We start from the raw sequence: 16,135 nt of genomic DNA on the forward strand, positions 1-16,135 counted from the left end.
TAAATATATTTTTATGTCAGATTTAATGCAATTAAGTCAACAATCATATACTCCTTCGGAGGATTTGTTACAAGATATTACTAAAATCGATGGCGACATCCTGTTACTGGGTGTTGGCGGTAAAATGGGCCCCAGCATGGCTAAATTAGCAAAACAGGCTATTGACCATACGGGCCAACAAAAACGTGTTATTGGTGTTTCCAGATTTTCTGAACCGTCTGCACAAAAAGATTTAAAGGCCGCGGGTATAGAAACCATTGCAGCCGACTTACTAGATGAAAAACAATTAGCTTCTTTGCCCGATGCCAAGAACGTCATTTTCCTAGCCGGGCAGAAATTTGGCACGACGGGCAATGAATCCTTTACATGGGCTATGAATACCTATTTACCTGGGCGCGTTGCCGAACGTTATCGAGATGCCAACATCGTAGCTTTTTCTACTGGAAATGTATACCCCTTCTCTACAGTGGTTAGAGGTGGAGCCTGTGAAACAGACGTTCCCGAACCGATAGGAGAATACGGACAATCTTGTCTTGGTAGAGAACGTTTGTTTCAATATTTTTCCACTAAATATCAAATACCTACCTTGATTTACCGGCTTAATTATGCTATCGACCTACACTATGGTGTGTTGATGGAAGTTGCTAAAATGGTACAGGAACAAAAGTCTATTGATCTCTCTATGGGAAATGTAAATGTGATTTGGCAAGCGGATGCCAACGAAATCGCCTTGCGCTCCCTCCTTCATTGCGAAGTACCTGCAAAAATATTGAATATAACCGGACCCGAAACGGTTTCGGTGAGATGGTTAGCCAATCAATTTGGATTATTATTCGGCAAAGATCCACAATTTATCAACGAAGAGCGTCCTACAGCTCTTTTAAGTAATGCCGCTCAAGCCCATCAATTATTTGGTTATCCAAAGGTTACCCTAAAACAAATGATCTCACTCACCGCCGAATGGCTGAAAGATGGGAAGAACACCGTCCGTAAACCTACACATTTTCAGGAGAGAACAGGGAAATTCTAAAAACAGAACAAAAATCATGAACAAGCAAGAACTAGCGCCTGATAAGAAAAAAAAATTACTGGAAGGGACAGTTATCCCTGCGCATCCACTTGCCTTAGACGCCGACAGGAAGTTGGATGAAAAACGTCAACGTCAATTAACGGCTTACTATCTTGCAACCGGCGCCGGGGGAATAGCTATAGGCGTACATAGCACGCAATTCGCTATACGGGATCCAAAAATCAACCTATATGAACGCGTATTGGAATTAGCTGCGGATGAGATCGGATTAAAAGTGGTGGATGCGCTGTTCTTAAAGGTTGCCGGTATTTGTGGAACAACAACACAGGCCTTAAAGGAAGCAGCCATTGCCCGTAAATATGGATATGATTTAGGACTGGTAAGCTTAGCCGGCTTAAATAGCTTGTCGGAACAAGAACTTATTGAGCATATAAAAAGGATAGCGGAAGTAATACCCATCTTTGGCTTTTACCTTCAACCCAGTGTGGGTGGGCGAATTCTAAGTTATGATTTTTGGTTAAAATTCGCTGAAATACGTAATGTGCATGCCATAAAGGTTGCATCTTTTAATCGTTATCAAACCTTAGACGTTGTACGGGCAGTTTGTCATTCCAGTCGCCCGCAAGATATCGCGTTATATACCGGAAATGACGATAACATTGTTGCCGATTTATTAACATCCTACACCTTTCCCATAATGGGCAAAAATATTACCAAACAATTTGTAGGGGGCTTACTAGGACATTGGGCGGTTTGGACACAAAAGGCAGTGGAACTGCTTCAAGAAGTTAAACAATGTAAGACAAACGGATATCAGAATGTGGCTCAGCTGTTAACCAAAGGAACGCAGATAACCGATATGAATGCTGCCATTTTTGATCCTGCTCATGATTTTCATGGTTGTATTCCCGGGATACACGAAGTGTTACGCAAACAAGGTTTACTAAAAGGTAGATGGTGTTTAGATGTTTCAGAGAACTTATCCGAAGGCCAATTAGCAGAAATCGATCGTGTCTGTAAGGCTTACCCACAATTGACCGATGATGCTTTCGTGGAGAAATTTCTATCGACAAACCCAACTGATTACGATGAATAAACCATTAATTGATATTGAAGATAGCGCGTCAAGTTTTGAGCAGGAGAAATTAATACGTTCTTTCGGATTCAAAGGAAATTACCTCACAGCATTATGGCAGGTAGCAAGCCAATTAACAAGTGCCAACGGTTACACAGGCCTCGGTTTGTCCACACAGAGTGTGTTATACAGTGACGCTAGTCTCTTCGCTAAGCATACTGAAACTGCCGGAAACTCGTTAATGTATAAATTAACTCAGGAATCTTTAAGTGTCATCGAAAAGACGCTATTTTTTGATCCTATTCATTTACAGGAACAAATATTACCTCAGATCACGGCCATAGGCAAACGGCTAACCAATAAAGATGACTTACATATTAACTTTATGCTGAATGCTTTGGTCAGTATAGATCATGCAGCGTGGCTGGTATACGCCGGTGAAAATCAACTCACAACTTTCAATCAGCTTCTTCCCGACGCCTATCAATCTTCACTTTCCTATCGCAATAACAGGCTTGCCATAGCTTATCAAATTCCCTACAATATGCCTATAGACGATGTCAAACAGGCTGCCAAACAAGGTTATTTTGTTTTCAAAATTAAAACAGGTTTCCCCGGAGATCAGGAACAGATGCTTCAGCGGGACTCGGAAAGATTATTACAGATCCACGAGGTCTTAAGGCACTGCCAAACTCCCTATACTTCTGATGGCAAAATACGGTATACCATGGATGCAAACGGGCGGTATGAAAAGAAGGAAACCTTACTGCGCTATTTAGATTATGCCGAAAATATCGGAGCCAGGCAACAAATTTTATTTTATGAGGAACCTTTTACCGAAACAAATGAAGAAGATATCTCTGATCTGGAAATTCGCATTGCCGGCGACGAAAGTATAGTTGATGAAAAAAGCGCTTATCGTCGGATAGAGCAAGGTTACCAAACTTTTATATTGAAAGGAATAGCTAAAACACTAAGCTTATCCATTAAAATAGCCAAAATCGCACATGAACGAAATATTCCTTGTGCATTTTCTGACTTAACGGTGAACCCTATTTTGGTTGACTGGCATAAAAACCTGGTTTGCAGGTACAGGCCTTTCCCTGATATTGGCATGGGATTGATAGAAACCAATGGCCAGCAAAACTATAAAAATTGGGAGCGTATGTGCAGCTACCATCCGCTCTGCGGGAAGAGTTGGACAAGTGAGAAAAACGGTGTTTTTATATTGGACGATGATTATTATGAAAACAGCGGTGGTATTTTTAAAGAATCCGACCATTATCAAGAACATTTTACCAAAAGATAAGGATTGTCAAATAAATGCTAAAGAATATGAAAAACGTAGATATGCAACATTCCAGAAGGTCTTTTCTGAGAGACTCCACTGCCTTAGCAGCTGTCCTCAGTCTGGGAACCTTACCGGGCTATTCCATGAATAGTGGAACCCCTCAAGATAAAGTAAAGATGGGTTTTATCGGTATAGGGAATAGAGGCTCCCAACTGCTGGACATTTTTATGGAACAGGCCAATTGTGAAGTTACTGCTTTATGTGATATCTATGAACCCTATCTTTTAAGGGATTACAGTAAGGTGCATCGGCGCTTTAAAGAGGAAAATGGTGCCAGGATACCTCAAATGGGGGAAAAGCTACCGACTAATGTTAAACGGTATAAACACTACAAAGAACTATTGGCCGACAAAAATGTTGACGCCGTTTGTATATCAACACCTGATCATTGGCACGCCATACAAACCATAGACGCTATCCGCGCTGGAAAAGATGTCTACATTGAAAAACCTTTAGGTATGACCGTTTATGAAGGACAAAAGATGTTAGAGGCTCAACAACAGAGTGATCGTTTGGTAACAGTCGGTCTCCATCGCAGGGCCTCCATCGTACACAGAAAAGCAGCGGAAATCATACAAGCCGGCAAACTCGGTAAAATCACCGCAACACGCGCCTATATTTTCAACAACCTGTTTCCAAACGGTATCGGAAAATTACAGCCTGAAATACCGCCAGAAAATTTTGATTGGGAGCTATGGCTAGGTCCATGCGCTTACCAGCCCTATCAGTATAACATTGCTCCTTATAAATTCAGGTGGTGGCAGGCATATTCAAGCCAGATGGCAAATTGGGGAGTACATTATATTGACCTGATGCGATGGATGCTGGACGAGACAATGCCTATCTCCGTTTCCGCAATGGGTGGCAATTACTTGATCGATGACGACCGGACAATTCCGGATACCATGCAGATCTGTTATGAATTTTCCAAAGGTGCCATCGCCTCTCTAGGTATCTATGAAGGATCTAGCGGCAAACCTTTTCCTTATGGAGAGCTGGAGTTCCGGGGGACGAAGGGTACCATGTATATCAGTGATAAAGGATATAAAATTTACCATACAACTGAAGGACAGTTTCAGCAATGGAACAATGATTACTTAACAGATGAATCTTTTGAACTGACAGCAGACAATTTACCAGAAGGCCATTCACTTAATATCACAGAAAATATGGTTCGGAATTTCTTAGCTTGCATAAAGAAACGGGAAACGCCCTGCTGCCCGTTATTGGAAGGACATTACTCTACTATTTATGCACATTTAGCCAATATCGCACTGGAACTCAAACAACAACTGCACTGGGATCCGAAAAAGGAGGTTTTTATTGATAACGATGAAGCCAATAAACGGTTACATTACGCATACCGCGAACCTTACAAACTATAAGATTTTGACCGTTCATGAAATACCGGCAACATGACTGAAAATACGCATACATGAAAAAAGCTATTGTCACACTTGGCATATTAGGCACCCTTCTCGTCATATGGATTTACAGTGGTAGCGAACAAAATACCTTCAACAGTTCGAAGTATCTTTATCTATTAGATTCTACCATTCTTCGTATTGACACCATAGCAAAAGGTCTATGTGTACCTTGGGAGATCGCCCTGGATACTGATGGTCACCTTTGGTTTACCGAACAATTCGGTCGCATAAGCAGATTAGATCTAAAAAGCGGTGAGCAAAAAGTGATGCTCGAACTGACCGACGTCTTCCAGGAAAGGACGTCAGGCCTGTTGGGAATGACTTTGCACCCAGATTTTGCTAAGAAACCATATGTTTTTATCACTTATACCGCCCGAAAAACAAGTAAAAGGAACGTTTCTAGGGTAGTACGCTATACCTATGAAGAAGATTCCTTGTTATATCCCTTGGTTTTCTTAGAATACCCAGCATGGAAAGCACATTTTGGAGCGAGGGTTATCATATCCCCGGAGGACGAAGTGATCGTGGCAACAGGCGACGGTGCGCAAAATGGGAATGCACAAAGCGTACTGTCCGTCAACGGAAAAATACTGCGCTATCATATTGACGGTTCCATTCCCGTAGACAATCCCCTTCCAAATAACCCCGTCTGGGCATGGGGCTTACGCAACCCACAGGGTTTGACCTACACTGAAAATAACAAGCTCTTCAGTTCTGATCACGGAGACGCCACTGACGATGAAGTGAACCGCATAGAAAAGGGGAAAAACTACGGGTGGCCAACAATAGAAGGCTATGTAGATAGCGAACAGGAAAAACATTTTGCAAGGGACACGCCTGTAGTTTCACCGCTGATTGCCTGGACACCAACTGTTGCTCCAGCAGGACTAGCTTATTATAATTATGCTACAATTCCTGAATGGAAAAACAGTCTTTTATTAGCGACCTTGAAAGGCAATAGTATCCGGGTCTTACAGCTCAATCCAAACCAAGATAAAATAACGGTTGACTATCCTATATTTCAGCAGGTATTTGGTAGGATCCGCGCGATCTGTACGTCCCCTGAAGGCGAAGTGTATTTCTCAACCAGCAATAAGGATTGGAATCCTAATGGAATTGCCGAAGAAGCGGACGACAAGATTATCCGGATTTCCAAGCTGAACAGAAAAACCAATAATAAAGACTCCATATTGCACGCGAAGGCAGTCGTACAAAACACTTCCCTCAGTAATGGAGAAACACTGTATACAAATTATTGCTTGTCCTGTCACAAACCGGATGGACGTGGAATTCCAGCTATATACCCTTCCCTTGTGGAGAACACTATTGTGGAAAACAATCAAACAAAATTCATTAAATTAGTTTTGGAAGGCAACAAAGAAATGCCTAACTTTTCGTTTTTAGAAGACGAAGAATTAGCTGCTATACTTACCTACGTTAGACGAAAATTCACCTCTCAGCAAACAGGTATTTCAAGTCAACAGGTAAAACAGCATAGAAAGGATTACAAATAAATGAACATCGATAATACAAAGGAAAACACCTACGATGCTATCGTCATTGGCTCAGGGATAAGTGGTGGTTGGGTAGCCAAAGAACTTTGTGAAAAAGGGATAAAAACCCTATTAATTGAGCGCGGACGGATGGTAAAACATATTGAGGATTATCCCACTGCTATGTTAAACCCTTGGGACTTTGATCACCGTAATACCAAAACAAAACAGATGATTGGAGCAAATCCTGTCATCAGTAAGCATTACGCCTATAACGAATCTACTGAACATTTTTATGTCAAAGACCAGGTCCATCCTTATATTCAGGAAAAACCATTTGATTGGATAAGAGGGTATCAGGTTGGTGGCAAATCGCTCTTATGGGCCAGACAAACACAACGTTGGAGCGACTATGAATTTATGGCACCACAGCGTGATGGTTTTGCAGTCGACTGGCCGATACGTTACGCGGATATCGCCCCTTGGTATAGCCATGTTGAAAAGTTCGTGGGTATTTCAGGTAATAAAGATGGCTTGGATAATTTGCCCGATAGTGAAGTGCTACCTGCCTTCGAAATGAATGTTGTGGAGCAGCATTTAAAAAAACAAATCAGTCAAAGCTACCCCGACCGGCCCATTATTATGGGTCGATGCGCACATGTGACGCAACCCAAAACTATTCACAGCGAACAAGGAAGAGCGAAATGTATGGCGAGATCTTTATGTGAACGAGGCTGCCCTTTTGGTGCATATTTTAGTTCAAATGCCTCTACTCTACCTTGGGCCGAAAAAACCGGACACCTTACCATATTGCCAGACACGGTTGTGTCTTCTATTATTTATGACGAACAACTTGATAAAGCAACGGGTGTAAAAGCTATAGATACGCATACAAAAAAGGAAACTATTTATCGTGCAGGATTTATATTTGTGAACGGTTCTACCTTAAATACAAATCTCATTTTATTGAATTCGAAATCACCCAAATTCCCTGATGGACTAGGTAATCTCAACGGACTTTTGGGAAGATATATTGCTTTTCACAACTATAGAGGTAGAATTACCGCTAAATTCGAAGGCTTTACTGACAGCTATTATTATGGAAGGAGACCTACACAACTGTTTATGCCTTCTTTTAGAAATGTTTATGGTCAGGAAACCGATTTTCTACGAGGTTATATGGTTGCTTTTAGCGCAAGTAGAGCAAATTGGAATAGACCTGTGGGTGGCATCGGCCGGGAGTTGAAAAACGAACTGACCGAGGCCGGAGATTGGATGATCGCTATGATGATGCAGGGAGAAACTGTTCCTATTTATGAAAACCATATACGCTTAAGCACGACAGAAAAAGACCAATGGGGTATTCCGCTTTTAATTACATCCGTTGAATACACGAAAAATGATGATAAAGTGCTACAAGATTTCTTAAAAGAAGGTAGTGCCATGCTACGAAAAGCCGGTTGCAAAGATATCCGCACAACAGACCAGCAGGCCATTGGTTATCGAAATCCGGGGCTCGAAGTACATGAAATGGGTGGTGTTAGAATGGGAAATCACCCCGAAACTTCTCTACTTAACAAATGGAACCAGTTACACCATTGCAAGAATGTATTTGTAACCGATGGCGCATGTATGACTTCTACAGGTAACCAAAACCCTTCCTTAACCTATATGGCGTTGAGCGCAAGAGCCGCAAATTACGCTGTAGAAGAATGGCGAAAAGGTAATATTTAATTTAAACACCCATCTTGTTTGCCAAACAGTACTCAGCGCTTTCTTTATCTAAATACAGGCGTGCACTTCGGTGTGTTCTCAATATCGTTGATGGAAATTCAGTAGATACCCTTTCAGATAACGTATTTTTAACCGCCGAAGCTTTGGTAGCTCCAGGAACCATACAAAAAATGTGCGCAGCTCCCATAAGTGTCGGAATTGTTAGTGTAATGGCTCTTAAAGGCACTTGGTCTAAGCGTTCAAAACAACCATCATTAACTTGCTGACGTCTGCATGCCGCGTCTAAGCTAACGATTTTCACGCGCTTTGGATCCTCAAAATCTGCCTCGGGCGGGTCATTAAACGCTATGTGGCAATTTTCACCTATTCCCATGCAAACGATATCCGGAGGATACTGATCGAGTAGTTCGGCATATGCTCTACATGCTTCTTCCATACGTTCCGCACTTCCATCGATATAATGTACCTCGCGGAAAGACACTTTCGAAAAAATATGCCGATGTAAAAAATTACCAAAGCGCTGTGGCGCGGAGGCTGGCAAACCGACATACTCATCCATATGGAAAGCACGAATATTATTCCAATTAATGGCTTTATTTTCTATCAGAGCAGCTAAGAACTCGTTCTGAGAAGGGGCTGCGGCAAAAATAACGTTCAAGAGCTTGTCTCCTTGCTGTAACTGTAAAATTTTTTCTGCCACATCAGCAGCAGCAGCTCTACCCAGTTCGCTACGATTAACGTTTACTTGAACTTCCAATTGATCAACTTTGTGCGCTATCATATACAATTTTTCCTTTTATAATGGTCTGATGTACATTAAAATCCTGGTCTAAAATCACAATATCGGCATCCTTGCCTACTGCAAGGGAACCTTTCTTATCTGTTACGCCCATAATACGTGCGGGTGTATAGGTTAACATCTTAATGGCTTCTGTCAATGAAATATCCGCAAGCTGCACCATCGTTCTAATCAACCTATTGGTCGTTGCTACGCTGCCAGCAAAAGAACTTCTATCCGGTAGTTTAGCGACGTCATCTTCGATGATCACAGGTAAGCCATTTTTGATATTACCCAGCATACTGGGACCCGCAGGCATCGCTGCTCCACGCATAGCGTCGGTTATCAAAGCGATTTTATCAGGTCCCTTTATTTTATAAACAAGCTTTAATAAAGGAGCTGGAAGATGGATACCGTCCGCAATAATTTCCACATCCATCTCATCAATGATAAAGGCGCTCTCTATAACCCCCGCATAGCGAAATGCATCTTTCCTTGTAACACCGGACATTGCTGAATACAAATGCGTAGCTAAGTTGTAGCCATTTTCGAAAGCCTCAATAACCTCTTCATATATAGCATCTGTATGTGCTATAGAAGGAATAACGCCGTGTTGACGAAGATACCGTCCGAAAGCAATAGCACCCTTTTTTTCCGGAGCAACACTCCATCGTACAATAGCATCGGAAGCGTGTAATATTTCTTTGTATTCTTTAGGGTCCGGATCGCGGATATACCTCGGATCTTGGGCACCCCGTTGATTCATGGAAAAATAGGGTCCCTCAATATGCAGACCTAAAAAAGACGCACCATTCGTGTTCTGTAAATGAGCTTCATCATATATCCGAAGCGTTTCCAACAGATGCGCTTTATCACTGGTCAATGTTGTGGGAACCATTGCCGTTGTACCATATTTTGCGTGTGTTTCTGCGACCTTGAGAAATGCCTCCACATTTCCATCCATAAAATCAGCACCGCCGCCCCCATGCACATGAATATCAATGAACCCAGCCGTTATATATTTCCCTTGAGCGTTTATCGTTATAGCGTCGGGAATAGTGATATCTCCCTGTGCTATCATGTCTATTTTTCCATTACGCAAAACAATAACCGCATGTTCTATTATTCGGTTTATGCCTATTAATTTTCCGTTATATATCTTTATCGTCTGTTCTGTCATATACTGTTTTATATCAGCCCTTTGGCTTAAATCTAAATTTTTGAAAATTATTTGGTCCAACTTCTAATTTTGTGCCCCTTTATCGCATAAAAGATAAGGTATAGGTAACAGGGAAATAAAACCCAGTAGGCGGTCCTCAAATCGTAAATATCCGCATAATGACCATAGATCAAAGGTAATATCGCATTTCCGCAAAGCCCCATAATCAGTAGAGATCCACCGAGCTTGGTAAAGCGCCCCAAACCATCCAGTGCCAAGGGCCAAATACCGGCCCAAATAAGTGAGTTCCCAAAGCCCAGTAGTACCACAAACCAAATGGAAATATCTGTTTGATGACCTAATAAAGAAATGTCTCCTTTGGCGAATACGATCAATAAGGTAAGTAAGGCACCGAGAACGGTACATATGCGAAAAGCGTTAACCTGGCTGATCCATTTTGGAATACAAATGATTCCCAACAAATAACCGCATATAGTTACAAACAGCGTATAAGAGGGAAATACTTTTGCTTCGAGTAAGGGTACATTCATCGATCCCGCATAATTGATGATTGTATCGATAGCAATCACCTGGGTACCAACGTGTATGAATATGGCCACAGCCCCTAAAATCAAATATGGAAACTGTATAATACTATGCTTATCACTATTTGCGGCAGCAATCTCCGCGGTTTCTTCCTCCGTATTAATTTCGGGCAAAGGAGATATCTTAATACCTAAACCTATTAGTACAAGCGAGAAGCCCAACACGGTATAAGGAGTGATCACCCTTCTGATTAATGCGTCAAGCTCGTACGCTCTATCCAAAGGTGATAATTGATCCAACTGGTCAAAGAGTGCCTGATCAGTCGGCTTGAGAATAACAGCGGCAAATAAAATTGGAGCTAAAATCCCTGCGCCCTTATTACAGATGCCCATGATGCTTATCCGTTGCGCGGCACGTTCTTTTGGGCCCAATATAGTAATATATGGGTTCGCTGCTGTTTGCAAGATGGCCAGACCAACACCAATCGTAAATAAACCGACCAAAAAAATCTCATAGGTACGAGTAAAAGCAGCAGGAACAAATATGAAAGCACCTAAAGCCATTGCGAAGAAACCGATCATCATACCTTGCTTAAACCCAACACGTTTCAACAAGTAGGAAGCAGGGACTGACATTACAAAATAAGCAATATAAAAAGCAAATGCTACCAGATATGACTGAAAATGAGTTAATTCACAAGCTATCTTAAAGTAAGGGATTAATATAGCATTTACCCAAGAAATAAATCCAAATATAAAAAACATCGAACCAATGATCAGTATAGAAATGGTCGTCTGTTTTTTTGAAAGTGCATTAACAGCTATTTTCTCCATCTTCCTATGCAATAGTTGGTTCCCAACCCGGCTCATATTCCCTTTGCCATAATGTCATTGCTTCGGGATTATCCAAAATATGGCCATTTGAAGAGTCCGTGTTTAAAAGTCCACCACTTCTTTGCGCGATATTTCCTAATTGCACTAGTAACGTACTGATGTGTCCACTAACAATATCCGCATTAAGCTGCGTGCCATTTTTTATTCCTTCGAAGAAATTCTGGATATGGATAGCATCCAGCGCCTGCGAGGGATTGGTTAAGTTTCTGGTATCAATGCCGGTCTCATTCTTCACTTCTTTCACCACTTTGTTGTCTAGATCAAAAACAGTGTAAGCATTACCACCCTGAATCTCCAGGGAACCTTTTTCTCCATAAAAAATGACACCAACACTAGCCCCTTCGTTTGACCGTCCATTACAACTACGTCCTTCCCAGGTAATCATCGCCTGATCTCCAAACTCGATCGATATCATCTGCGTATCAGGAGTTTGCCAATCATCCTTATAATGGTACCTACCACCGGCAGAAGTAACTTTGCTAGGGTAATCAACCTGTAAGCCCCATCTAGCTAAGTCAACCATATGTGTACCATTATTAAGCGCTTCGCCAGTACCCCAGTGCCAGAACCAATGCCAATTATAATGTATGATATTGTCCTTGTATGCGTCTCTTGGCGCAGGCCCTTGCCACAGATCAAAATCAAGCCACTCCGGAATCGCAATTTCTTTTCCTATACCAATTGACTTCCGGTTATTGGTATACCATGTTTTGGCGAAATACGGCTTTCCTATAATGCCATCATGTAAGGCGGCAATACCTACGGCAACATTCGGCCAAGAGCGTCGCTGATTCCCCATTTGGATAACATTTTTATACTTTTTTGCCGCTTCGATCAATAATTCACCTTCATGAGGATTGTGACTACACGGTTTCTCCAAATAAACATGTTTACCAGCTTTAGAAGCAAGAATAGCAGCAGGTGCATGCCAATGATCAGGTGCAGCTACCACCAGTGCATCCACTTCATCTTTGTCCAATGTTTTTCTAAAGTCAGGCTCCGCTTCCGGCTTTTTTGATTGATTTTTCTCTACTTGACTGATACATTTTGCTGCGGCTCTGCTATCCACATCGCACACAAAGGTAATCTCACAATTAGGTTGTTGGGAAAAATTGTTTGCCAAAGCTAACCCCCTAGCGTTGACCCCCATCATGGCTACCTTGATACGTTCGTTCGATCCCATAATCTGCCCATAACTCCTTGCGGTAAAACCTGGAAGTATTCCACCGAAAGTAACAGCTGTAGCTCCCACAGTAGCGGTTTTAATAAATTCTCTACGTGTTCTTCTTGTTTTATTCATCATAATTAATTTATAAGACACAATCTTTATTAATCTAAATCATTCTAACGAAGTTAATCTATAATCTACTAAAAATAAACACGATATATTAAATCTATATTGAATAGATTTAATAATCGTACCGTCTAATCGAGTAATTACCAACTATCAACGAGGTAGTAAGTATTTACAATCCATACAAAAACCGAGAAAAATGGTATATTAATTTCTTTTCCCGTACCACTTATTAAACAAAGCGTCATTTTCGCATAAATCACTTATATATACCCATACCTATTAAATATAAAATCTAGCCACACATTGCCTTCGTTACTATCATTCCTTTAAAAAATATTCAAAAAACAAATAAGCTATCTCATTTGATTCTCTATTTGGCTCATGGTTCGGTCTATTGATCATTGCAACCCTATTTTCATACCCCAAGTATCTGTTAACCGCTATTGTATGATTCAAAGCAACCCATCTTTCAATCGGATCTTCCGCCCCTCCTAATACTAAAAATGGCCTCGGAGCCATTAACGCATGTAACTCATGTAAGTTATACCCTTCAGAAATTAGTTGTGGGTATAGCCCTTTTGCCGGATTTCTCGCTGTTATTAAACCTCTCTTTCGCCATGGCTTTGGATGATAACCTAAGTACCAAGGTTCCCAATAGTTAACAGAAGCTCTATCCTGCTGAAAAACAATACCTGGATCTGACCACACTGCGCAGGTGAATTTGTCAAACAGACAGGAGGCGAACATAGCCCATTTTCCTCCAAATGAATGTCCGATAATGCCAATCTTGGACGCATCTACTTCAATGTGGTTAGCCAATACATGATAGGCATTCGCAGCAGCATAAGCCAGCATGGAAAGAGGTTGCACTTTCGCGTGTTCTATAGTGGGATAGAACAACGAAAACTCCTGTCGTTCCGACGCATTTTTTGTTCCAACGGATAGTGTGATGAAGCCTCTTTTTGTTAGTTGTAATGCGAAATCACGATTGGGTTTCCCTTCACCAATAGCTGTTTCCGGCTCATAAAAAACTGTAATAACGGCGGGTTTCTTCCCTTGGCCTTTAGGCACTAACAGGTAAGCTTCTGTCTGTTCTTGTGGAGTCAAATAAAATTTTACTAGATGCTTATAATAGGTATCTTTATCGATCGTATCTATTATTTCGAACAATTGCTTTTCCAGCAGTGGCGGCCACACCCCCATCATCGAATGCCACTTTTTCTTAATTTTCATTCTACGCTCCCGCCAGTTCGCTTTTAGCTGCACCTGCTTACTATCATAGTTGTCAAATACTGATCTATAGTTTCCTTTTCTATCTTTTAAGGAGTCGGGCGCACAGAAATAAGGGGTTAATATATTCCAAACGCTGTCATTACCTAAACACTTAATTGATCGCTGTTGTGCCGCTAGATCAGTCGTACAACTTATGAATACAACTGTCCATAAGTAACAAATAACGTATATCTGCCGTGTAAACTCCTGGAATAACATTAATCGATTTTTTTACTGATTAACAAGTATTTATTTCATTACTTCAGCTAACGCTACACTTTCTCCTCCCCATTTTTTACTGATATCCGCAGCCTCTATAAAAGCCAAAATTTCCAACGTTTCTTGCTTGCTTACTGGAGGAACAATTGTTCCAAAAAATTTCACAATTTTTTCTAAAAGAGGTTGATATCCTTTATATGGCCCAATCTCTCGAACACCTTTTGTATCAAAAGCAATGCTATGAGAAGCATCTAACCCGATAATCCCTACTCGCATACCTTCAGCGCATGTGAACTTTCCAAGTAAATCAATCGGCTCGTTTATAAAATTAACTGATATCCCAGCCAAAGCGACATTCTTAATAAAATGTCGACGATTAAGCATATCTTTCATGATTTTTATCATTCCTTATTTTATCGTGTACGTACACGCAATAAAAATAAAACAACTCGTATTTCCAGCTTTTTCTTATTAATCTATCCTAACTATGGATCTTAATTTGGCTTGTAAAAACGGTTACGTTACCGCAATATACAAAAATAAAACAACTTACAAATCTTTTTTCACTACTTAAACTTTTTAATTGTGATAGAAACGATAGTTTTCCTTCGTCACGATATCAATAGGCATAAACCGGTCTTTAATGTCTCGTTCATTTAACACAATGTATCGATACAAGGTCATGATTCCTCTATACCCTTGCTCTTCAGGCTTTTGACATATTAAAAAATCAATGATATCAAGCTCAAGATATTTAATATTCTCACGTAAAAAGTCATATCCAATCAACAGCTTATTAATGCCATTTACTTCAAAATAATGTGCTACCGACGACACTCTTGAGTTTGTAACAAAAACCCCCTCTATTTCTTTGTGTTGATTAAACGCATGATCCAAAGCTTCTTCGACAGACACCCGATCTGTTTTCTTAACGTCAATCTTTACAATCTCCAAAGATCGGTTGTTCTTTTCAAAATAAGCTCTAAACCCCTCTTCCTTACGGACTAGGTGATGGTACTGATCAATCTCTTTAGATACGTTCACTACTAATAATTTTCCTTTTTTCACTGCAAAATCCATCAGCTGGGCGGCTTGATAACCGCTGCAAAAAAGGTGTGGGCCAATGTAGCAAACGCTGTTTTGTCTGGGAATATCGGAATTGATGAACACATAAGGAATTTTTCTTTCTCTACATATATCAATTAATTCCAATGCTTCATCAATGAACGACGGCGCCATTAATATGCCGTCTATCGGCTGTTGCATCATCAATTCAACTTGTTTAACAAACGATTTCTTGTCATTTAAATCAAAAAAATAACTTGTTACCCTTATGCCGTATTGTTTCAACTCTTTAAGCGCGCGGTCAACTCCCAACATAGGCGCTTCCCAAAAATCGGTCTCCGTTGATCTCGGGATTAGCACTACAAAATTGGATGTTTTTTTCGAAGCTAACCGACTAGCTATCACATTAGGTTTGTAATCAAACTCTTTGATAATATCGTTAATCTTTTTTTTTGTTGCTTCGGAAACTCCTTTACGATTATGTAACACACGATCTACGGTGGCAATAGAAACATTTGCCAGCCGGGCTATTTCCTTCACTCCAAAATCTTTCTTTTCTACAGGTTTATACATCTTTATACATCACTTAAAATATCATTTTGCTAAAATTAAAACAATTTAACGATTTTCCTAAACAGACGGTGTTTGTATTTAAGATTCGATAAGAAAAACACAAGCCATAATTTATTTATCAAAATATTATTCAATTATTTTCACTATTAAGTACATTTGCAGGGTTTTGCTTTGCTCTCAATGCAATAGAATTTGCCTTTATGACGATAAATAGCTCGTTAAA

At 40.6% G+C, this 16,135-nt stretch carries 13 protein-coding genes; 6 read left to right on the forward strand and 7 right to left on the reverse strand.

The window, feature by feature from the left end; genetic code table 11:
• The first annotated feature begins 13 nt into the window (after positions 1-13).
• Genes H8S90_RS21515 through H8S90_RS21540 form a run of 6 tightly spaced genes read left to right on the forward strand, consistent with a single transcriptional unit; the run spans position 14 to position 8,110 of the window.
• Positions 14-1,030 (forward strand): NAD(P)-dependent oxidoreductase, encoded by a 1,017-nt coding sequence (locus tag H8S90_RS21515; protein WP_187339853.1) that lies wholly within the window; start codon positions 14-16, stop codon positions 1,028-1,030.
• Between the two features lie 16 nt (positions 1,031-1,046).
• Complete coding sequence (locus H8S90_RS21520) at positions 1,047-2,126, forward strand: dihydrodipicolinate synthase family protein (RefSeq protein ID WP_187339854.1); 1,080 nt, start codon at positions 1,047-1,049, stop codon at positions 2,124-2,126.
• The gene (locus H8S90_RS21525; RefSeq protein ID WP_187339855.1) at positions 2,119-3,414 is read left to right on the forward strand and encodes an enolase C-terminal domain-like protein; all 1,296 of its coding nucleotides are present in this window, start codon (positions 2,119-2,121) and stop codon (positions 3,412-3,414) included. The genes H8S90_RS21520 and H8S90_RS21525 overlap by 8 nt, the downstream gene beginning before the upstream one ends.
• Positions 3,415-3,440: 26 nt before the next feature.
• Positions 3,441-4,841, forward strand: coding sequence for a Gfo/Idh/MocA family protein (locus tag H8S90_RS21530; protein WP_187339856.1), 1,401 nt, complete (start codon positions 3,441-3,443; stop codon positions 4,839-4,841).
• A 50-nt stretch (positions 4,842-4,891) separates the two neighbouring features.
• Complete coding sequence (locus H8S90_RS21535) at positions 4,892-6,397, forward strand: PQQ-dependent sugar dehydrogenase (protein ID WP_187339857.1); 1,506 nt, start codon at positions 4,892-4,894, stop codon at positions 6,395-6,397.
• Positions 6,398-8,110 (forward strand): GMC oxidoreductase, encoded by a 1,713-nt coding sequence (locus H8S90_RS21540; RefSeq protein WP_187339858.1) that lies wholly within the window; start codon positions 6,398-6,400, stop codon positions 8,108-8,110.
• A 1-nt stretch (position 8,111) separates the two neighbouring features.
• Here the strand turns inward: H8S90_RS21540 and H8S90_RS21545 are convergent, their stop codons facing one another.
• The 7 genes from H8S90_RS21545 to H8S90_RS21575 all read right to left on the reverse strand — a co-directional run bounded on the left by H8S90_RS21545 (position 8,112) and on the right by H8S90_RS21575 (position 15,912).
• Entirely contained in the window at positions 8,112-8,891 is a 780-nt protein-coding gene (locus H8S90_RS21545) for a glucosamine-6-phosphate deaminase (RefSeq protein ID WP_187339859.1), read from the reverse strand.
• Positions 8,872-10,068, reverse strand: coding sequence for an N-acetylglucosamine-6-phosphate deacetylase (gene nagA / locus H8S90_RS21550; protein ID WP_187339860.1), 1,197 nt, complete (start codon positions 10,066-10,068; stop codon positions 8,872-8,874). The genes H8S90_RS21545 and nagA overlap by 20 nt, the downstream gene beginning before the upstream one ends.
• 47 nt (positions 10,069-10,115) lie before the next feature.
• A complete protein-coding gene (locus tag H8S90_RS21555; RefSeq protein ID WP_187339861.1) occupies positions 10,116-11,426 on the reverse strand; it encodes a sugar MFS transporter in 1,311 nt (436 codons plus the stop codon).
• Positions 11,427-11,430: 4 nt separating this feature from the next.
• Entirely contained in the window at positions 11,431-12,789 is a 1,359-nt protein-coding gene (locus tag H8S90_RS21560) for a Gfo/Idh/MocA family protein (RefSeq protein WP_187339862.1), read from the reverse strand.
• A gap of 312 nt (positions 12,790-13,101) precedes the next feature.
• Positions 13,102-14,274, reverse strand: a complete 1,173-nt coding sequence (locus tag H8S90_RS21565) for an acyl-CoA thioester hydrolase/BAAT C-terminal domain-containing protein (protein ID WP_187339863.1) — start codon at positions 14,272-14,274, stop codon at positions 13,102-13,104.
• A 30-nt stretch (positions 14,275-14,304) separates the two neighbouring features.
• Positions 14,305-14,679, reverse strand: a complete 375-nt coding sequence (locus H8S90_RS21570; RefSeq protein WP_222852157.1) for a hypothetical protein — start codon at positions 14,677-14,679, stop codon at positions 14,305-14,307.
• Positions 14,680-14,853: 174 nt separating this feature from the next.
• Positions 14,854-15,912: a substrate-binding domain-containing protein gene (locus tag H8S90_RS21575; RefSeq protein ID WP_187339865.1), complete on the reverse strand. Its 1,059-nt coding sequence runs from the start codon at positions 15,910-15,912 to the stop codon at positions 14,854-14,856.
• Positions 15,913-16,135 lie beyond the last annotated feature (223 nt).

The sequence above is a fragment of the Olivibacter sp. SDN3 genome (assembly GCF_014334135.1).
Classification (GTDB): Bacteria; Bacteroidota; Bacteroidia; order Sphingobacteriales; family Sphingobacteriaceae; genus Olivibacter.